Origin of the sequence: Thioalkalivibrio sp. AKL12 (genome assembly GCF_000377925.1) — a bacterium.
Classification (GTDB): domain Bacteria; phylum Pseudomonadota; class Gammaproteobacteria; order Ectothiorhodospirales; family Ectothiorhodospiraceae; genus Thioalkalivibrio; species Thioalkalivibrio versutus.
The window spans coordinates 112327-131554 of sequence record NZ_KB898896.1 but is presented as its reverse complement, the minus strand read 5'-3'; the positions used below and the strand labels follow the sequence as shown (position 1 = coordinate 131554).

The following is a 19228-nucleotide window of genomic DNA, read 5'->3' as shown; positions in this document are numbered from 1 at the left end:
TCGATGAGTATGCCTCTCAAACTGGGGGGCGGTGACAACTTCATTGGAGCCGAATGTCGCCTTCCGGCAAATTCGGTCCATTGAAAACTGGACGTCTCCGTGCGTATTCCGGTGATCGTGACCGCGGATTCCGGTCGGAACGTGACCGATTTTGGCCCTGGCGCCGGAATCCGCGGTCACGATCAATCGGAATGGGCGGTCACGATGGGCCGGAATCCGCAGCAGGACCCGATTTCGCCCAATGCTGCGCGGGGCTTGGCGCGAAGCTACCAAAGCCTTGTCAGAGACAAAACGCGTGACATAGCGCTTTCGAATTATCCTAATTAGTGCACCTATGGCACCCTGAATTTTGAAATCCCGAAGTAGTCTTGCTGCAATCTTCGAGATTTCGCTATAATGTGCACTATGGGTGCGCAAAGATCGGACAAGCTAAAGAGTGTATTAGAAGCGGTTCCCGCCGGCTTTATGGTGGATGCGCGCTGGCTGGAGAACCACGGCGTCAGCCGGTTCCTCACCCGGAAATATGTAGATAGCGGCTGGCTGGAGCGGTTGGAGCGCGGTGTCTTCCGTCGCCCCTCGCCGCAGTCAGTCCCTCCGGACTGGAAGAGTTGCGTCCTATCTCTCCAAAAAATCATGGGTTATCACGTCCATGTCGGCGGCATGTCCGCCCTTGACCTCCAGGGCTACCGGCACTATCTCCCGCTGGGCGCGCATCCGCCCGTGTGGCTCTACGGCAGTGACACACCAACCTGGCTTTCGCGCCTCACCCTCGACGCACCACTCATAAGCCGCCCCCTGTCCCTGTTCGATGACCCGTCGCTTGGTCTGACGGAATACAAAAACGGCAATGCCCCAACTCTGCCCTGGGGCTGGGCGCTCCGAATATCCTCGCCGGAGCGCGCGATCCTCGAAGCACTTGACGAACTGCCCACGCAAGAGAGCTTCCATAATCTTGACATGGTGTTCGAGGGGCTGGCGACGATGCGGCCTCGCCAGCTTGCGGCGCTGCTGCAGAGCTGCCGCAAGATCAAGCTCAGACGTCTATTTTTCGTCTTCGCCGACCGCCACAAACATGCCTGGCGCGAGCGCATTAACCCCGACGACTTCAACCTCGGTACGGGTGACCGCGCCCTGATAACGGGCGGCAAGATCCATCCGCGCTACCGCATCGTGGTCCCGCCGGAATTCGTCGATACCCCAACGGAAGATGCCGATGGCCCGTGACGCCTATAGTGCACAGGTAGCGCTTTTGGTGCGCCTGCTGCCCTTTATCGCGGCGGAACCCGTGTTCGCGCTCAAGGGCGGCACTGCCATCAACCTGTTCTACCGCGACATGCCGCGCCTGTCGGTAGATATTGACCTGACCTACCTGCCGGTCAGAGACTGAGCGGAAAGTCTGAGGGAGATCAACGCGACGCTCGGCAGGATCATGGACGCGGCCAACGCCGGCATTCCGCGTCTCCGGGCGCAACGTATCGAAGGCGGCGGTGGCGGCGCCACCCGTATCCTAGTACGGCTCGACGGCGCCGAAGTCAAAATCGAAATCTCACCCGTCACGCGCGGCGTCGTGCACGATCCTGAACGCCGCGCCGTATCCCCAACGGTCGAAGATGAATTCGGCTATGCCACTGTCCAGGTCGTGTCATTTGAGGATTTGTTCGGCGGCAAACTCCATGCGGCGGTCGATCGCCAACACCCCCGCGACCTGTTCGATATCAAGCTGCTCTACGAACACGAAGGGCTGACCGACGCGCTGTTCCGTACCTTCCTGGTCTATGTCGCCAGCTCGCCGCGTCCGGTGCATGAACTGCTCGCGCCTGGACTGAGCGATCTGAACGAACCCTATGCCAGGGAATTCGTCGGCATGACGACCAGCCCGATCACCCTCGACGAGCTCGAAGCGACCAGAGTCCGGCTTATCGCCGATATCCGCGGTCGCCTGCGCGGCAACACAGCGCAATTCCTACTGAGCCTGCATGACGGCGAACCTGATTTCAGAGCGATCGGCCTGCCGCAGGCACAAACCCTTCCAGCCGTCCGCTGGAAACTCTTCAACCTGAAAAAGCTTGCGAACGAGAACGCAGCCAAGCATGCCGCGCAGCGCGCGGCTCTCGAACATCTCTGCGGCATCTCGTAGTCTGTCGGACCGTGGGTTTGGTAGCGAGCAGGGTGGGCCGGGTTTGATGTCCGGGCCACCGCCGTGAACGCCCGTAGTCGTTCAGCTTCCGGACACTGCGATTCCCAAGGTGAGTCGCGGGTTTCGGCCGCGCCTGCCGATAGCTGTCTCTAGCCGAATCTGAGCTGTCCGCCGTCGAGACGCTGCTCAAAGACCGCGAGGCCCTGCTGGCGTTCTACGACTTCCCGGCCGTGTACTGGCAATCGATCCGGACGATCAACCCCATCGAATCGACGTTCGCCACCGTGCGCTTGCGCACCACCAAAGCCCGCAGTTGCTTTACTCGCAACACCATCCTGAGACTGACGTTCAAGCTCGGTCAGAGCGTCCAGAAGCGCTGGCGCCGACTTCGGGGTTGCGAGCGGCTCGACAAGCTCGAGCGCGGAGTTCAGTTCATTGATGGCGTCGAGCAAACCGAGCCATCCAACACCGACCGGAGCGACGCCTGACTCTCAGTGCTCATGCACCAGAATTGGCCATAACTCGTCGAACGGTCCCGGCAACCGAGGTTGTTTCGCGGGCGCGAAACGGCGCCCGAAACGCTGGTCAGGAAGGTCCTCGTGGATGCCGCGGCGGATGATCTGAGGGTGGTTCAGCGCCAGACTGGCACAGATTCTGGGCCAGGCCAGTACAGTTTTCTGTGCCTCCAGGGACCAGAATCGACACCAATTGGTTTCGAATCGGCCGGTCTCCATGGCCTTCGGAGTGGCTCCATAGAGCCGTTTTAGACCCATTCGGCGCGCTGAAAAACGATCTGAGGGTGCGCACTCATAATGATGGGGTCCCCTGTTCGAATCAGGGCGTAGCCACCACCGAATTCTCCAAAAGGGCTGCCTTCCGGCAGCCCTTTTTGGTGTTGGGCGCTGCTACCGGTTTTGGCTTTGCGTATCCTGGCAGTGACGAAGGCGTGGGCAAGGGGGCGGTATGCGCAGCAAGCGGACGATTCTGGCGGGGCTTGGGCTGCTGGTCGCAATGGCGGCAAGTGGGGCCACGATCGCGGATGATGGGCGCCCGGCAGGGTTTGTTGCGGCGGGTGACGTGGTAACGGACCTGGTCGAGGAGATCCGGTACTTTGGCGACGACAACTTCGTGGGCGAACGGATCGATGGTTACGAGTCCCCCGTTTGCATCCTGACGTCCCCGGCCGCCCATGCCCTCGCCCGGGTGCAGGAACGTCTCGCGGCGTTCGGGCTTGGTCTCAAGGTATTCGACTGCTATCGGCCCGCGCGGGCCGTCGCGCACTTCGTGCGCTGGGCTGAGGACCTCGGCGATACCCGCATGCAGGCACGGTATTACCCGGAAGTTGCCAAGGACGAGTTGTTCGAGCATGGCTATATCGCGGCCCGGTCGAGTCACTCGCGTGGCTCGACGGTCGATCTGACCTTGATTGATCGCGATTCCGGCGAGGCGCTGGAGATGGGCACCGGCTTTGACCGGTTCAGTCCGCGCTCCTGGCCCGGGGATGACGGTGTTTCCGCACAGCAGCGGGCCAATCGCATGCTTCTGCAGCGGCTGATGGTAGAGGCGGGCTTCGAGCCCTACGAGCAGGAGTGGTGGCATTTCACCCTGGCGGACGAGCCCTTTCCGGATCACTATTTCGATTTTGTGGTCGGCCGGGGCCAATAGGCGCGCCGGGGGGCTTTATTGCCGCCTGTTCGGGGCTCGGCTAGACTGCGCGCCGGCCGGCCCGGCTCACTGGGACCAACCTCGGATGAACGCCATGAAACGTTACGGAATCCGCATTCGCCTGCCGGAAGGCAGCACCCTTTCCATGCCGCACCTGCTGGGGGCGGACTGGGAATCCTATCGCTGGTACGACAGCGCGCTGGAGCGTGACAAGGCGCTGGCGGACATGCAGCGCGACCTCCCGAATTACCGCAAGGGCGATCACGTCGCCCAGGTCCTCGAGCGCGTCGAACGCGACGCCTGAGCCGGATTCGAATCCGTCGCGAACAGCGGCGGGATCAGAGCGTCAGCGGCTCCATCAGGTAGCACAGGCAGTCCTGGGCGATCACGCGGGTGTCCAGCGTGAGCATGGACGGCATCGCCTGGCGCTTCAGGCGGATCTCCTGACCGGCCCGCTCCAGATATTCCCCGGTCACCTCCGAACCGTCCTCGGCGATCGCGATCAGCGGGTCCTGGGCGTCCGCGTGCACATTCACCAGGCGCGAGCCGGCGGGCAGTAGCTGGAAATTCAGGCCGTCCAGGTCGGGTTCCAGGCGGACGTCGTGCTGCGCGTCCAGTCCGACCTGTAGTCCGGGGCGCACCCGTACCTGGGCCACGGTGTGGAAGATCTCGATGGCGCCCGTCCGCGGCGGCTCCTGGGCGAAGTGGTCCAGGTGCAGCACTGCATCGATCATCTCGCGCGCGTGGTCCACGCCGGCCGCGTCCTCGGGGTGGCCGCATTCCACTGTGACGGCCGGTGCGATACGCGCCAGTGCCATGGAGGCGACCCCGCGCGGCCGGGTGAAGTAGACCACCGTGCGTCCGAACAGCGCGGCCAGATTGAGAAACGGCGCCTCCAGACGGTTGATGCAGGCGTAATGGGGATTGCGCCCGGTGTTGTTGTGCAGGTCGATTGCGGCGAACAGGCCGCGTCCTTCCAGGCGCCGGCAGAGTTCGGCGAAGACGTCGGCCTCGCGAGAGCCGCCCTGCTCGGTCCCCGGCCAGATGCGGTTGAAGTCCGGCTGGTCGTCCAGGTGGCGCTGGTTGAGCGCTGCGGCCTGCGGGTTGCCCACGACCAGGGTCAGCGCGCGCGGCAGCGGGCGCCCGGTGTAGTGGCGCAGGAGTTGCTGCACCGCGTGCAGGCCCACCGGCTCGTTTCCGTGCAGCAGAAGGACCACGGCCACCGCAGGCTCGCGCTGGCCTTCCAGGTGGATCAGCGCCGGCCCGGGCACGTACTGGTGCAGGGTGGCGGGCGTGGCCTCGAGGAAGCCGTCGGGTAGTTCGAAGTATTCGTTGATCGAGAGAGTCACGGGTTTCCTCAAAGTCCCCAGGTGTGAACCGGCGCGCCGGTGTTCTGCCAGCCGCGGTAGGCGTGGACCAGGCCCGGCCAGTCGCGGCCGTGGCGCGCGACCCAGTCGCGTTGCCAGTGCGTGCCGGTCTGGCGGCTGGCGACGCGCGCAGCGATGATGCCAAGCAGGTTGTCGCGTTCGCTGCGGTCGATGCCCAGGCGCTCCAGACCCTCGGCCGCCCGGGGGAGCAGCTCCCGCGTGATCAGGCGTGGCGCCGGGACGGGGTCGCGATGGCCCCAGCGCAGGCGAGCATCCAGCCCGTAGCGGGCGGCATTGTAGAAGTTGTCGCGGGCCTCAGAAAACGGGGTCTCCAGCGTTCCGTTGGGCGATTCGGCCACCAGGTACTCGATCAGGCCCAGGGTGAAGGCGGTGTTGGCCAGCATGTCGATCAGCGACGGGCCGGCCGGGAGGCAGCGAAACTCCAGGCGCAGGCTGCGTCGGCCATCCGCGTCGCAGCCGACGATCGGCCGGTTCCAGCGCCAGATCGTGCCGTTGTGGAAGGCGAGGTGGGCCAGTTGATCGGCCGGCTCGTCGAGGGCTACCGGCAACAACACCGGGAAGTGCTCGAGGTTTTCGGTGAACAACTCGCCGATGGATGCGTGCAGATAGCCGGTGCCGAAGGTCACGCGGCGGATCGGGCCACGCGCCGAGTTGGCGAACCCGCCGACCTCCACCGACTGCTCGAACAACGGGATGCGGCTCTCGGCCCACAGGTCGTGGCCGAAGATGTAGGGCGTATTGCCGGCGGCGGCCAGCACCGGTGCCGCGGCGACCAGAGAGGCGTTGTAGGCGCGGTGGGCGACCTCGGGGCGGGTCTCGATATGCACCTGGAAGGAGGTCGCCGCGGCCTCCAGCATCACGTCCGCGTGGCGGTGCTGCAGGTGCTCGTGACCGACGATATCCACCTGCAGCGGGCGCTGGGCGCGTTGTTCCAGGATCGCGCTGTTCAGGGCCCGGTAGCGGGCCTGCTGCGACATGTGGTGGATCCCGAGGTCGTCCGGTTCCAGGGTGGGCAGGCTGCCGGCCATCAGCAGTTCCGCCCCGGCGTGGCGGGCGGCCCGGCGCGCGCGGCGCAGGGTCTCGTTCAATTCGTCGAGGATTGCGCTGAAGCAGCCGGGACCGGCGCGGAAGACGCCGCTGTTCAGTTCGACATTGAACTGCGCCAGTTCAAGGGTGGCTAGCGGGCTGTCCATCGCGGCGAGGAAGGCGTCATTGACCGGTAGCGGTCGCCCCTGGGTGTCGCATAGCCAGGCTTCGATCTCGAAGCCCAGCCGCGGGGGTGGGGCGGGGTCCTCGGGCGGTTGCGTGCGCAGCCAGTCCAGCAGCTGGGCCGTCTCGTCCGCGAGGGCCTGGTGGAAGCGGTCAAAGTCTGCCGCGCCGAAGTGCTCCTCGCGGATCTCGCGGCCCAAGGCCTAGTCCTCGTCCCGGTCGTCGTCCGGTGCGTCGTCATAGAGGCTCTCCAGAAGATCGCCCCAGATCTGTTCGTGGTGCTCGATGAAGGTCAGCAGGCTCTTGCGGAAGGCGAGATAGTCGGCCTCGAAGGCTTCGAAGTCCGCCCCGCCATTGAGCAGCTTGGCAGCGCGGTCGGTCTGCTGCAGGCTGTCACGCAGGTTGAGGCTGGCGGCCATCGCACCCTTGACGCGTTCGCGCTCGTGCGGGATCCAGGCGCGGTCCGACAGCATGGAGCGCAGGTTCTCACCCAGTTCCAGCAGGCGCTTGCGCAGGCGCGGGACGGCGCCGATGGTGCCGGTCTTGAGCTCGCCCCAGACGGCATCGGTGATCAGGCGCGCCCAGCGTTCGCGCAGATCCCGCACGGTATCGGGGTCAAAGGCGAAAGCGCGCTCCAGTTGTTGCGGATCGAATGGCATTGGGTATCCTGATCGACGAAGCCCGGGATGTGCGGCGTCTGCGGTGGAGGGGCCGGAATAGCCTCGCGCCCCGTAGCGTCCTACAGGGTACAAGAACAAGCAAGGCCGCATGTACGGCCTGCGGATGGAGGAATCGACAACATGGCGACCTGGTTCGCGCAGCGCAGGCTGCGTCAGAAGGTGTGCGACCTGCGGCCACAGATGTACCGCATGGCATTCGCGTGGTGTCACGATGCCGCGCTGGCGGATGACCTGGTGCAGGAGGCAATGATGAAGGCCCTGACCCGGCTGAAGTCGTTGCAGGACGAGAACGCCCTGAAGGCCTGGGTGTTCCGCATCATGACCAACTGTTACCGCGACTGGGGCCGGCGGCAGAAGGACACGGTGGATGTGGACAGCATGGAGCTGTCCTGCGAGGACTGCCCGGAGCAGCAGACCGAGCGCAATCGCATGGTCGCGGATGTTCACCGGGCCATGGCCGAACTGAGTACCGATCACCGGCAGGTGGTCGCGCTGGTGGACCTGGAGGGTTTTGCCTACTCCGAGGTCTCGGAGGTGCTGGACGTACCGATCGGCACCGTGATGAGTCGCCTGAGCCGGGCTCGGGCGCAGTTGAAGAAGGTGCTGCTGGAGCAGCAGGCCGACACGGGGACAGCGGCCGATACACCCTATCTCAAGGTAGTGAGGAATCGGCATGTCGAATGAACGACTGAGTGCAAAGAATCGACCCAGCGAGGAGATTCTCAATGCCTTCGTGGACGGCGAGTTCTCGCCGGAGGATCGTCTGTTTACGTTGAAGACGATCGCCTCCAGTGAGCATCTGAGTCGCGAAGTCTGCGACATGCACCAGCTCAAGGAGCTGGTGAACATGGCCTACGAAGACGTCCCGGCCGGGCGCGCGGCCGGCACCACCGGTGGCCGTTGCCGGTTATCGCGTGGTGGACGTTCGGCCTGGTTCCCGTCGGTGGCGGCCGGCGTGCTCGCGCTGGTCGTGGGTTCGCTGGGTGGATACGAGATCACTCGCGATGCCGGTTTCTTCGGGGGCGACCATGCTGCTGCGGCCGGCCAGGAGTCCGGGGCCCTGGCGCAAATGGCTGCCAGCGATAACGCGCCCGGCGGGGCCGCGGCCCCGCAGCAGGTGTTTTCGGCAACCGAAACCGATCAGATTCTGCTGCACATCAACGAGGCGGATACCCGTGCGATGGCCGAGTTGCTGGACGACATCGAGAGCATGTATCGCGAGGCGGCCACGGTCGGGCGCGACCTGAACGTGCAGGTGGTGGTGCACAACAACGCGATGGGCATGCTGCGAACCGACAGCGCACCCTATCCGGAACGCGTCGCGAGCATGGCGGAGGCGTACCCCACGCTGCGCTTTACCGCCTGTGCCCAGACCCTCAACCGCCTGGCGCGCGAGGAAGGCCAGAAGGTGGATATCCTGCCACAGGCTGAACTGATCGATTCCGGCGTCGCCGAGGCGGCCCGCCGTCAGGCGGAAGGCTGGATCTACATCAAGGTCTGATTCGGCACGGCCGGAGTCTCGATGCAAGTCGACCCACAAGTGCTGCGCCCCGGCTGGTTCCTGGCCGGGGCGCTCTTGTTGATGCTGGCGGCAGGCGGCGCGACTGCTGTATTGATGGGCGCCGTCGCCAAGGCGCCGGCGGCCGAAGAGCCGCTGCGGGTGGTCTATCACATCAACACCGATGACCTGGAGCTCCACCTGAACGCCCTGCGCAACCTGCAGAATCATATCGACGGTAGCCCCGATGATGTTTCGCTCAGGATCAAGGTGTTGACTCATGGCAGCGGCATCAGTCTGCTGCAGCACGCCCGTACCGATCCGGACCTGCGCAGTACCGTGAATACCCTTAAGCTGCAGGATGTGCGTTTTTTGGTGTGTGGCAACTCGCTGGAATCGCGCGGGCTCGAACGCAGCGATCTGCATGAGGTGTCGGACAGGGACGTGGTCCCCAGTGGCATCGTGGAACTGACCCGCCTGCAACGCTCCGGTTACACCTACATCAAGCCCTGACCGGACCGGCCGCATCCCCCCTGCGTTGGGTGATCAGCGCCCCTCAAGCTCGGTGTCCAGCGCCGCCAGGCGCTCCGGTGTGCCGATGTCGCGCCAGGCGCCGGTGTAGTGTTCGCCGGTCACCCGGCCGGCCTCGATGGCTTGACGCAGCAAGGGGCCGAGGGCCCGGCGCCCCGGTGGCAGATCACGAAACAGCGCCGGGTCGTACCAGCCGATGCCGCTGAAGGTCAGCAACTCGTTCCCCTCCAGGGCCACCCGCTCCCCGTCCAGGGCGAAATCGCCCTGCGTGTGATGGTCGGGGTTGGCGACCAGTACGAGGTGCGCGAGCGGTCGGTCGGCGGCTGTGTTCATCGTCGCCGGGGGTGTCAGCGGGTGGTCGCACCAGACATCGCCATTGACCACCAGAAACGGTTCCTCCCCCAGAAGAGGAAGGGCCTGGCGGATCCCGCCCGCGGTCTCCAGGGCACCCTCGGGCTCCGGTGAGTAGCGAATGGCGAGGCCTGACTGGCGTTCACCCAGGGTGGCGCGGATCTGTTCGCCCAGATGCGCGAGGTTGATGACTACCTCGCGGTACCCGGCGGTCGCCAGACGATCCAGCGTGTAGCCGATCAGCGGCCGGCCACTGACCGGCAGCAGCGGCTTGGGGCAGTGGTCGGTCAACGGGCGCATGCGTTCGCCGCGCCCGGCGGCCAGGATCATTGCGCGCATGGCTTAATCCTCCCGCATCCGTTCGGGCATGTGGGTGTGGAACCAGCCTGCCACCGCTGTCAGTTCTGGCTGTGACAGTCCCTGCGCCAGGAGTCGATGCAGGCGCGGCAGGTGTTCCAGGTAGCGCGGTTTGGCATCCCGGTGCGCCAGGCGCACGAAGATCCCGAGGATCTTGGTGGTGCGCTGGGCGCCGAGGACGCGGTAATGCTGCAGGAAGACCTCGGGGTCCCAGGCCGTTCCCGCGGCATAACGCTCCAATGCCCGCTCCACGGTAGCGGGTGACACCTCGCGCCGGGCGTCTTCCAGCAGCGAGACGACATCGTAGGCGGGGCTGCCGATCACGGCATCCTGGAAATCGAGGACGGCACAATCGCCATCCTCGCCGGGTGGCAGCATCAGGTTGTCCACGTGGAAGTCGCGTAGCACCAGTGTCCCGGGCAGGACGGGCAGGTCTTCCAGTGCCTCCCGCCAGGCTGCGAGAAATCCGTTGCGCAGGGACGCGCTCATCGGGGTGCCGCGTTGTTCCGGCCAGTACCAGTCGGCAAACAGGGCGGCCTCGTCCAGCAGGCGCGGGGAATCGTAGGCGGGGAGGTCCGGGGCCTTCGCGGCCTGCGCTGGCCAGGCGCGATGCAGATGGATCAGGGTGTCGATGGCGCGGTCGTACAATGGGCCTTCCGCGGCCCCCTCGGCGAGGGCCCGGGTGAAGGTTCGGTCGCCGAGGTCCTCGAGCAGCACGAAGCCGGTGGCTGGATCGTGCGCAAGGATGCGCGGCGGGCGTAGCCCCAGCGATTCCAGCAGTCGCGCGATCTCCACGAACGGCTCGGTGGCCTCGCGCTCGGGTGGCGCATCCATCAGCACCACCGGCTGGTCGTCGCGGCACAGGCGAAAATAGCGCCGAAAACTGGCATCTGCACGCAGGAGTGCCAGGTCGGTAAACTTGCCCGGCTGGTCCTTCAGCCAGGCCTGGAGCTGCTCGCTGCGGCGATCGTCCGGGATCATGCACGGGCCTCGGGAAATTCGCCGGATAGACGCTCGACGCGGGTGTCGATGCGGCCATCGGCATGCAGTGCCAGTACGCGGTAGCCGGCATGTTCGGGATCCAGCGCGAACTGTTCGGAGCCGGGGGCGAACTGGACGCAGGTGGAGGGGCAGCCCAGCAGTTCGACGCCCTGGCGCTCGGCGCGGAAATCCTGATGGATGTGGCCGAACAGACAGGCGCGTACGCGCGGGTGGTGATCCAGGATCGCGAACAGGTCGTCGGGATTGGTCAGGCCGATCCGGTCCATCCATGCGCTTCCGACGGGCACGACCGGGTGGTGAACGGCGACCATGCCCCAGTGATCAGGGTGTGCGGTCAGTACTTGATCCAGGCGCGACAACTCGGCCGGCTCGATGCGCCCGGACGCCTGCCCCGCAACCGCCGAATTGATCCCGACCAGCAGCCAGTCGCCGAGCAGCCGGTGGCCGTCCAGGGCATGTCCGGCGCCCGTGAAGGCGCGGTGCAGCAGGGTCCAGTCATCGTGGTTGCCCGCCAGGCCGGCGAGCGGCCAGCCTTTCACGTGTTCGTCGAGCATTGCGAGGAGTCGAGTGTAGGCCGCCGGATCCGGATCTTCGGCCAGGTCGCCCGTGAGCCATAGCAGGTCCGGCCGGGCCTCGTTCCGGCGCAGGGCCTCGAGCACGCGGGCGAGCTGGCGGTCGCTGTCGGGATAACCCGGTCGAATGGGGCCCGGCTCCCGGCCGAGGTGGGTGTCGCTGATCTGAAGGATGTGCTGCATGCGGCCGGTGTCGTCTTCCGTATGGTGCCGGTTGTGTGCGTTCGGGCGCGCTTTCGTGTTTGCCGCCCGGCAGGGTTATTGCCCTATACTCGATCGGGTGTACCGTGCAATGCGCCGGGGCCTTCCCGCATGGGGCGAGAGGGGGTCTGGCGAGGGGTCCAAGATGAGCCAAGAAGCCAAGACCCGCCCGGATTCCGGGTACCGTCCGTCCGAGGACGAACCCTACATGAATCCGCGTCAACTGGACTACTTTCGCGCCAAGCTCGAGGCCTGGCGTGCCGAGCTGATCGAGGAATCGGAACAGACCCTGGAGCACCTGCGCAGCGAGAGCTGGCAGGAGCCGGACCCGAATGACCGCGCCAGTCACGAGACCGATGCCGGCCTGGAGCTGCGAACCCGGGATCGGTACCGCAAGCTCCTGAACAAGATTGACGCGGCGCTGGCGCGCATCGAGCAGGGCGAATACGGCTATTGCGAGGAGACCGGTGAACCGATCGGCATCGCTCGGCTTGAGGCGCGCCCGGTTGCCACGCTGAGCGTGGTGGCCCAGGAGGCCCATGAGCGCGACGAGGCCCGCTATGAATAGGGCCTGTCTGGTCCGGGTTACTCGCCGGCCAGCGCGCGGGTAAACACCCGCGAGTTGCGCGCCTGGTTGTAGCGGGTCTGCCGGCTGACGGGCAGATCGTCCACCTTGCCTGGCGTGTAACCGCGTTCCTGGAACCACTGGGCGGTGCGTGTGGTGAGCACGAATACCCGCCGGATTCCCTGTTCCTGCGCCAGGTGTTCCATCGCCTGCAGCAAACGGTCGCCGCGGCCGCTCCCGCGGTAATCCGCGTGCAGGGCCAGGCAGGCGATCTCCGCGGCATCCGCCTCGAACGGGTAGAGCGCGGCGGTCCCGATGATCAGGCCGTCGGCCTCCAGCACCTGGAAGCGGTCGATCTCCAGCTCCAGGTGCTCCCGCGCGCGATGCACCAGGATGCCCTCGGCCTCCAGTGGTTCCAGTAGTGCATGGATGCCGCCGACATCGTCGAGTGTGGCCGGGCGCAGCCGTTCCAGTGGCTCGCGCGAGACCAGTGTGCCGATTCCCAGACGGGTGAACAGTTCGGTCAGAAGCCCACCGTCGTCCCGACGGTCGATCAGGTGCACCCGGATCTCGCGCTGGCGACAGGCGTCGAGCGCGCTCTTCAGATGGTTGGCCAGTTCCTGCGGCAGGTCGGTGGCGGTCTCCAGCAGCTTCTGGGCGGCCGGCACGGTGAGCTGGTCCAGCACGCCGTGTTCGGGATCGCGCAACACCCCGGCTTCGGTGAGAAAGATCAGCTTGTCGGCATTCAGCGCGATCGCGACCTGGGTGGCGACATCCTCGCCCGAGAGGTTGAATACCTCGCCAGTGGGGGAGTAGCCGAGCGGGGAGACCAGGGCCACCTGCTCGCGGTCCAGCAGGGCCGCGAGTGCGGTGGTGTCCACCCCGCGCACCTCGCCGGTGTAGTGGAAGTCCACGCCGTCGCGCACGCCCAATGGCCGCGCGGTGACGAAGTTGCCGCTGGCCACGCGCAGGCGTGCGTTGCCGGTACCCGGCTGGCCGAGGCTGCGCGAGAGCAGGCCCTCGATCTGCAGGCGCAGCCGACCGACCGCATCCAGCACGGCTTCCAGCGCCGCGGCATCGGTTACGCGCAACCCGTTGGCGTAGGCCGGGGTCAGTCCGCGCTCGCTCATCCGTGCCTCGATTTGCGGGCGCGCCCCGTAGACCAGCACGACCCGGATACCCAGGGCATTGAGCTTGGCGATATCGCGCATCAGTGCCGGAAACTCCGGCGCCTGAGCGGCCTCGCCTGCGAGCGCGATCACCATGGTGCGCCCGCGGTGGGCGGCGATGTACGGCACCGAATCACGGAACCAGGCGAGCTCCCCGGGCTGCGGGGCTCGGCGCGAGGGCGCGTGATTGCGGGCGGCTGGGTTGGATGTGGCGGTCACGGGCGTGTCCGTTTCCTGGTGATGTCCTTGAGCAGACAGTCTAGGGAATCACGGATCAATGTACACGTGGGATCAGTCAGGCCTGCTGGCCCGATCCTGCGGGAAGGGGTGTTAGGGAAACATTGATCAGTGTTTCCCTAGTCGGTCTCGCCCACGAGGCGTTCGAGGTCCGGGACGGAGGCGCCGGGCGCGATGCCGTGCTCCTTGAACCACCCGGCATTGACCTCCAGGGCGTAGCGCACCGGCCGTTTCGCCTCGTGTATGCGGGTGGAGTGGGGCGTCATGCTGGCGATGTTGGTAATGGTGAAGTCGGCATCGATGAAGGCCACGTCCAGCGGGATGCGGGTGTTTTGCATCCACATGCCGTAGTGCGCCGGTCGTGGCCAGATGAACAGCATGCCGTGGTCGGCGGGCAGGTGGTCGCGGTGCATCAGCCCGATCCGGCGGCTACGGTCGGTCGCGGCGATCTCGATCGTCAGGGCTTGTTCGCCGAGTTGCAGTTCGGCGGTCGGCAGCCCGCTTTCGGCCTGCGCCAGCCCCGTGCCCAGGACGAACAGCAGCACCAGCCCGACAAGGCCGGGCTGCGCGCGCCACCGCGACGTATTGATCAAGCCTATTCGCCGCTCATGCGCCCCACGGCGCAGCTGGCAAACGACTTGGCCTTGGCGCTGGCGGAGCGCAGGCCGGAGACCGAACCGACCTCGGGGTAACCCATGCTGGCGAGCTTGGCGGCGACCGCCTCGCGGGCGCTGTCGGGCGCCTCGATATCAACCGCACCGCCTTCCACGTCCACCTCGGCGTCGGTGACGCCCTCGACCTGCAGCAGGCCCTTGCGGATGGAGCTGGCACAGCCGCCACACTTGATGTTCTCGACTTCGATTTTCATTGCAGGTGCTCCGGGGTACTGGGGTTTGAACGACTCATTATGTACGATCTGCGTTCACCGTAATCGTTCACGAGAATATACATGCCCGCCTATCGTTCCCGCACCACTACCCACGGCCGCAATATGGCGGGTGCCCGCGCCCTGTGGCGCGCCACCGGCATGAAGGATGGCGACTTCGGCAAGCCGATCATCGCCATTGCCAACTCCTTCACCCAGTTCGTGCCCGGGCACGTGCATCTGAAGGACCTGGGCCAGCTGGTGGCCGGCGAGGTGGAAAAGGCCGGCGGCGTGGCCAAGGAGTTCAACACCATCGCGGTGGACGACGGGATCGCGATGGGTCACGGCGGGATGCTGTATTCGCTGCCTTCGCGCGAGATCATCGCCGACTCGGTCGAGTACATGGTCAACGCGCACTGCGCCGATGCCCTGGTCTGCATCTCCAACTGCGACAAGATCACGCCCGGCATGCTGATGGCCGCGATGCGCCTGAACATCCCGGTGGTGTTCGTCTCCGGCGGTCCGATGGAGGCCGGCAAGGTACAGGCCCCGGGCAGCGACAAGGTCATCCACCTGGACCTGGTGGACGCGATGGTCAAGGCCGCCGACTCCAGTGCCAGTGATGAAGAGGTGGAGGCCATCGAGCGCTCCGCCTGCCCCACCTGCGGCTCCTGCTCCGGCATGTTCACCGCCAATTCGATGAACTGCCTGACCGAGGCGCTGGGGCTGTCGCTGCCGGGCAACGGCTCGCTGTTGGCCACCCACGCCGGGCGCAAGAGCCTGTTCGAGCAGGCCGGCCGGCGCGTGGTCGAACTGGCCAAGCGTTACTACGAGCAGGACGATGAATCTGCTTTGCCGCGTTCCATCGCCACCTTCGAGGCGTTCGAGAACGCGATGAGCCTGGATATCGCGATGGGCGGCTCCACCAACACGGTGCTGCACCTGCTGGCGGCCGCGCGCGAGGGCGAGGTCGACTTCACCATGGCCGACATCGACCGCCTGTCGCGCAAGGTGCCGAACCTGTGCAAGGTCGCCCCGGCCACCCAGCTCTACCACATGGAAGATGTCCACCGCGCCGGTGGCGTGGTCGGCATCCTCGCGGAGCTGGACCGCGGCGGGCTGCTCCACCGTGACATTCCCACCGTGCATGCCGACACCATGGGCCAGGCCCTGGAACAGTGGGACGTGATGCGCCACGCCGCCGAGGCCGAGACGCTTTACCAGGCCGCCCCGGGCGGCGTGCCTACCCAGGTCGCGTTCAGCCAGGACAAGACCTGGGACAGCCTGGACATCGACCGCGAGAACGGCTGCATCCGCGACATCGAGCATGCCTACTCGAAGGACGGTGGCCTGGCCGTGCTCTACGGCAACATGGCCCCGGACGGTTGCATTGTGAAGACTGCCGGGGTGGACGACAGCATCCTGAAATTCTCGGGTCCGGCCCGCGTGTTCGAGAGCCAGGACGCGACGGTGGAGGCCATTCTTGGCGACCAGATCCAGGCGGGCGACGTGGTGATCATCCGCTACGAGGGCCCCAAGGGCGGTCCGGGCATGCAGGAAATGCTCTACCCGACGTCGTATCTCAAGTCCAAGGGCCTGGGCAAGGAATGCGCGCTGGTCACCGACGGGCGCTTCTCCGGCGGCACCTCCGGGCTGTCGATCGGTCACGTCTCGCCGGAGGCGGCGCAGGGTGGTGCGATCGGCCTGATCGAGGAAGGCGACACCATCGTGATCGACATCCCCGGTCGCGAGATCCGCATCGACGTCGACGACGCCACGCTGGCCGCACGGCGCGAGGCCATGGAGGCCCGTGGCGCGAAGGCCTGGAAGCCCGAGTCGCGGGAGCGGGCCGTCACCCAGGCCTTGCGCGCCTACGCCCTGATGACGACCTCCGCCGCCTACGGCGCGGTGCGCGACATCTCCCGCTTCGAGGACTAGCCCAGGGCCCAAACCGAAAAAAGCGAACGCATGTAACGCAACCACAGGGAGGTGGTGATGGCGATTACCGACTGGCCCGCGGCCGAGCGCCCGCGGGAGAGGCTGATCGAACGCGGCGCGGCCGCGCTTTCGGATGCGGAGTTGCTGGCAATCTTTCTGCGCACCGGCGTGGCCGGCAAGAGCGCGGTGGATGTCGCGCGGGACCTGCTCAGCCGCTTCGGCGGGCTGCGGCCTTTATTACAGGCGGATCAGGCGGGGTTTTGCGCCGCCCCGGGGCTGGGGGATGCCAAGTACGCCCAGCTCCAGGCCGTGCTGGAGATGGGGCGCCGCCACCTGGCGGCCGATCTGGAGCGCGGCGATGCACTGACCTCGCCCGCGACCACCCGGCAGTTCCTGGCGGCGCGTCTGCGCGACTATCCCTGCGAGGTCTTCGGCGTGCTGTTTCTCGATAACCGCCACCGCGTGATCGCCTTTGAGGAGCTCTTTCGCGGCACCATCGACGGTGCCTCTGTGCACCCGCGCGAGGTTGTGCGGCGCGCGCTGCACCACAACGCGGCGGCTGTGATCCTGGCCCATAACCACCCCTCGGGCGTGGCCGAGCCGTCGCGTTCGGATGTCGCCATCACCCGCCGCCTGACCGACGCCCTGGGGCTGGTCGACATCCGCGTCCTCGATCACGTGATCATCGCCGACGAGGCCGTCTCCCTCGCCGAACGCGGCGAGCTGTAGGGGGAGGCTGACCCAGTCGCACGTCTGCGTTGCAACGCGGTGAGACGACCAAGTCGTCATTGCGAGGAGCCGAAGGCGACGAAGCAATCTGCCGGGGCAGGCAATCTGCCAATATTCTGCCCGGGGGCATCCGGATGGCGATTGCTTCGTCGCTTTGCTCCTCGCAATGACGGTTAGAAGTTTGCGCGCCGCGTTACGCCGGTGTGTCCTTGAGAGCCTTTTCCAGCGCCTGCAGCAGTGCGTCGACCTGCGTTTGGGTGTGGGCGGCGGACAGGGTGATGCGCAGGCGGGCCTCGCCTTCCGGGACGGTCGGGGGGCGGATCGCGGGGACCAGGAAGCCGGCCTCGAACAGGCGCTCGGCGACGGCGTTCGCGCGAGTGGCGGTGCCCAGGGTGACAGGCTGGATGGGTGTGAGGGGCGGTGGGTGTGGCAGGCCGAGGCGATCCAGCCCGTCGCCCAAGCGTCGCAACAGGTTCTGCAGGTGCGCGCGGCGGTCGTGGGCGGACGCGGCGATTTGCACCGAGGCCAGGGTGGCGGCGGCCAGGGCGGCCGGCATCGCGGTGGTGTAGATGTAGGGGCGCGCGGTCTGGATCAGGGTCTCGATCAGCCGTTCGGAGCCGGCCACGAAGGCCCCGGCGGTGCCGAAGCCCTTGCCCAGCGTCCCCATCAGGACCGGTACGTCGTCGCCGCCGAGACCGAAGTGCTGGCAGGTGCCGCCGCCGGTTTCGCCCAGCACTGACAGGCCGTGGGCGTCGTCCACCATCAGCCAGGCATTGTATGCGCGCGCCAGGGCGGCGAGTTCCGGAAGCGGGGCGATATCGCCGTCCATGGAGAACACGCCGTCGGTGATGATCAGGCGCTGGCCGGTCGCGGGCGCCTTCTCCAGGCGCTCGCGCAGGTGTTCGGGCTCGGCGTGGCGGTAGCGCTGGCTGCGCGCGCCCGACAGGCGCACGGCATCGATCAGCGAGGCGTGGTTCAGGCGGTCCTCGAAGACGATGTCGTGGCGACCGACCAGGGTCTGGACCAGGGCCAGGTTGGCCATGTAGCCGGTGGAGAAGACGAGTGCCCGAGCGCGCCCGGTGAAGCGGGCCAGGGCCTGTTCCAGTTCGTCGTGGGCGCGGGTGTGGCCATTGATCAGGTGGGCCGCACCAGCGCCGACACCGTACTGGTCGAGCGCCGCGTGAGCGGCGGCGGCGACCGCCGGGTCACCGGCCAGGCCCAGGTAGTCGTTCGAGCAGAAGGCAATCACGCGGTGGCCGTCGATAACCTGTTCGGGCCGCTGTGGGCCGTCGAGGATGCGGGTGCGGCGCCATAGCCCGGCGTCGCGCACAGTGCTCAGGCGTTGCTCCAGGTAGTGATCGAGTGAGTCGCTCATGGGCGCAGGCCCGCACGCAGGAAGATCGGCCAGTGCACCCGTGCCGGCATGCTCGGGTTGGACCACAGGGCTTGCAGGGCCGGTGCCAGCGCGGCCAGCGGGTCCTGGCCGGCGGCGCGGGCGCGGCGGATCGCGGACCAGGTACCGAGATAGCCCAGCAGGGTGGCGCGGTCCCATTCGCGCGTGATGCGAAACTCGGGCGCCTCGATCTCGGGCCAGGGAAACGGCAGGTCGCGGTAGTGGTTGCGGATGTGCTGGCGCTCTTCCGGCCACCAGGGCGCAAGGGTGGTGTCGTGGAAGTCGATCAGTAGGCGGTCCAGTGCCGGGTCCTCGGCCCGCAGCACGCCGTAGCCCCAGATCGCCAGGAGTCCGCCCGGGCGCAGGACGCGGGCGACCTCGTCGTGGAACTCGGGGTGGCGGAACCAGTGCGCGGCCTGGGCGACACAGGCGAGGTCGACCGAGCCATCGGCCAGGGCACAGGCCTCGGCGGCACAGGCGACGCGGTCGATCCAGGAGTGATCCGGCAGTGTGGCCAGCAGCGATGGGGCGGCGTCCGTGGCGAAGACGTGCGAGAAGTGGGGCGCCAGGCCCCGCGCGGCCTGGCCGTTGCCGCTGGCACAGTCCCAGGCGCGCTCGTGGTGCGGAGTGTGCGCCGCCAGCCAGTCAAACAGCTCGGCCGGGTAGTCCGGGCGGTGGCGGGCGTAAGCGTTAGCCACCGCCGAGAAATGGTCGGGGAAGCCGCCGCTCACCGCCGGTCTG

The 19228-nt window shown here is 66.6% G+C and carries 20 protein-coding genes and 2 pseudogenes; 11 read left to right on the top strand and 11 right to left on the bottom strand.

Annotation, left to right across the window (positions count from 1 at the left end):
- Positions 1-396: 396 nt before the first annotated feature.
- From D579_RS0108265 to D579_RS0108245, 5 genes and pseudogenes are all read left to right on the top strand, one after another.
- Positions 397-1224 carry a type IV toxin-antitoxin system AbiEi family antitoxin domain-containing protein gene (locus D579_RS0108265; RefSeq protein WP_155985606.1) on the top strand — a complete coding sequence of 276 codons (828 nt, stop codon included), beginning with the start codon at positions 397-399 and terminating at the stop codon, positions 1222-1224.
- Positions 1208-2137, top strand: a pseudogene (locus D579_RS14210) (nucleotidyl transferase AbiEii/AbiGii toxin family protein). The gene D579_RS0108265 and the pseudogene D579_RS14210 overlap by 17 nt, the downstream one beginning before the upstream one ends.
- Before the next feature lie 170 nt (positions 2138-2307).
- A pseudogene (locus D579_RS0108255) lies at positions 2308-2625 on the top strand (transposase); the annotation flags it as partial.
- A gap of 475 nt (positions 2626-3100) precedes the next feature.
- Positions 3101-3802, top strand: coding sequence for a M15 family metallopeptidase (locus D579_RS0108250; RefSeq protein WP_018951675.1), 702 nt, complete (start codon positions 3101-3103; stop codon positions 3800-3802).
- Between the two features lie 94 nt (positions 3803-3896).
- Positions 3897-4106 carry a hypothetical protein gene (locus D579_RS0108245; RefSeq protein WP_018168968.1) on the top strand — a complete coding sequence of 70 codons (210 nt, stop codon included), beginning with the start codon at positions 3897-3899 and terminating at the stop codon, positions 4104-4106.
- 34 nt (positions 4107-4140) lie between these two features.
- Here the strand turns inward: D579_RS0108245 and D579_RS0108240 are convergent, their stop codons facing one another.
- From D579_RS0108240 to D579_RS0108230, 3 genes are read right to left on the bottom strand one after another with little or no spacing between them, the layout of a single operon-like run.
- A complete protein-coding gene (locus tag D579_RS0108240) occupies positions 4141-5151 on the bottom strand; it encodes a M14 family metallopeptidase (protein ID WP_018951674.1) in 1011 nt (336 codons plus the stop codon).
- An 8-nt stretch (positions 5152-5159) separates the two neighbouring features.
- The gene (locus tag D579_RS0108235) at positions 5160-6599 is read right to left on the bottom strand and encodes a glutamate-cysteine ligase family protein (protein WP_018948106.1); all 1440 of its coding nucleotides are present in this window, start codon (positions 6597-6599) and stop codon (positions 5160-5162) included.
- A 3-nt stretch (positions 6600-6602) separates the two neighbouring features.
- Entirely contained in the window at positions 6603-7058 is a 456-nt protein-coding gene (locus tag D579_RS0108230; protein ID WP_018951673.1) for a hypothetical protein, read from the bottom strand.
- A gap of 141 nt (positions 7059-7199) precedes the next feature.
- Between D579_RS0108230 and D579_RS0108225 the strand changes: the two genes are divergently transcribed.
- Genes D579_RS0108225 through D579_RS0108215 form a run of 3 tightly spaced genes read left to right on the top strand, consistent with a single transcriptional unit; the run spans position 7200 to position 9090 of the window.
- Complete coding sequence (locus D579_RS0108225; protein WP_018175650.1) at positions 7200-7763, top strand: RNA polymerase sigma factor; 564 nt, start codon at positions 7200-7202, stop codon at positions 7761-7763.
- Positions 7753-8580, top strand: coding sequence for a hypothetical protein (locus D579_RS0108220; protein ID WP_018175649.1), 828 nt, complete (start codon positions 7753-7755; stop codon positions 8578-8580). Before D579_RS0108225 ends, D579_RS0108220 begins: the two co-directional genes overlap by 11 nt.
- 21 nt (positions 8581-8601) lie before the next feature.
- Positions 8602-9090 carry a DsrE family protein gene (locus D579_RS0108215; RefSeq protein ID WP_018175648.1) on the top strand — a complete coding sequence of 163 codons (489 nt, stop codon included), beginning with the start codon at positions 8602-8604 and terminating at the stop codon, positions 9088-9090.
- A gap of 33 nt (positions 9091-9123) precedes the next feature.
- Here D579_RS0108215 and murU read toward each other — a convergent pair whose 3' ends face one another.
- The 3 genes from murU to D579_RS0108200 are packed head-to-tail and all read right to left on the bottom strand — an operon-like array spanning position 9124 to position 11573.
- A complete protein-coding gene (murU, locus tag D579_RS0108210; RefSeq protein WP_018951672.1) occupies positions 9124-9798 on the bottom strand; it encodes an N-acetylmuramate alpha-1-phosphate uridylyltransferase MurU in 675 nt (224 codons plus the stop codon).
- Positions 9799-9801: 3 nt separating this feature from the next.
- A complete protein-coding gene (locus D579_RS0108205; RefSeq protein WP_018951671.1) occupies positions 9802-10797 on the bottom strand; it encodes an aminoglycoside phosphotransferase family protein in 996 nt (331 codons plus the stop codon).
- On the bottom strand, positions 10794-11573 hold the full coding sequence (locus tag D579_RS0108200) for a metallophosphoesterase (RefSeq protein ID WP_018951670.1): 780 nt from the start codon (positions 11571-11573) through the stop codon (positions 10794-10796). Before D579_RS0108200 ends, D579_RS0108205 begins: the two co-directional genes overlap by 4 nt.
- A gap of 163 nt (positions 11574-11736) precedes the next feature.
- On the opposite strand from D579_RS0108200, the gene dksA reads away from it, so the two are divergent.
- On the top strand, positions 11737-12159 hold the full coding sequence (dksA, locus tag D579_RS0108195; protein ID WP_018951669.1) for an RNA polymerase-binding protein DksA: 423 nt from the start codon (positions 11737-11739) through the stop codon (positions 12157-12159).
- A 17-nt stretch (positions 12160-12176) separates the two neighbouring features.
- On the opposite strand, the gene argA is transcribed toward dksA, so the two are convergent.
- The 3 genes from argA to D579_RS0108180 form a co-directional block, all read right to left on the bottom strand.
- A complete protein-coding gene (argA, locus tag D579_RS0108190) occupies positions 12177-13544 on the bottom strand; it encodes an amino-acid N-acetyltransferase (RefSeq protein WP_018951668.1) in 1368 nt (455 codons plus the stop codon).
- A gap of 137 nt (positions 13545-13681) precedes the next feature.
- A complete protein-coding gene (locus tag D579_RS0108185; protein ID WP_018951667.1) occupies positions 13682-14155 on the bottom strand; it encodes a DUF192 domain-containing protein in 474 nt (157 codons plus the stop codon).
- 2 nt (positions 14156-14157) lie between these two features.
- Positions 14158-14430, bottom strand: a complete 273-nt coding sequence (locus D579_RS0108180) for a heavy-metal-associated domain-containing protein (RefSeq protein WP_018145194.1) — start codon at positions 14428-14430, stop codon at positions 14158-14160.
- A gap of 81 nt (positions 14431-14511) precedes the next feature.
- On the opposite strand from D579_RS0108180, the gene ilvD reads away from it, so the two are divergent.
- Together ilvD and radC are read left to right on the top strand one after the other, a co-directional pair.
- The gene (gene ilvD, locus D579_RS0108175) at positions 14512-16365 is read left to right on the top strand and encodes a dihydroxy-acid dehydratase (RefSeq protein ID WP_018951666.1); all 1854 of its coding nucleotides are present in this window, start codon (positions 14512-14514) and stop codon (positions 16363-16365) included.
- Positions 16366-16422: 57 nt separating this feature from the next.
- Entirely contained in the window at positions 16423-17094 is a 672-nt protein-coding gene (radC, locus tag D579_RS15085; protein WP_018951665.1) for a DNA repair protein RadC, read from the top strand.
- A 193-nt stretch (positions 17095-17287) separates the two neighbouring features.
- On the opposite strand, the gene bioF is transcribed toward radC, so the two are convergent.
- Positions 17288-18469 (bottom strand): 8-amino-7-oxononanoate synthase, encoded by a 1182-nt coding sequence (bioF, locus tag D579_RS0108165; protein ID WP_018951664.1) that lies wholly within the window; start codon positions 18467-18469, stop codon positions 17288-17290.
- Entirely contained in the window at positions 18466-19218 is a 753-nt protein-coding gene (locus D579_RS0108160; protein WP_018951663.1) for a class I SAM-dependent methyltransferase, read from the bottom strand. Before D579_RS0108160 ends, bioF begins: the two co-directional genes overlap by 4 nt.
- Positions 19219-19228 lie beyond the last annotated feature (10 nt).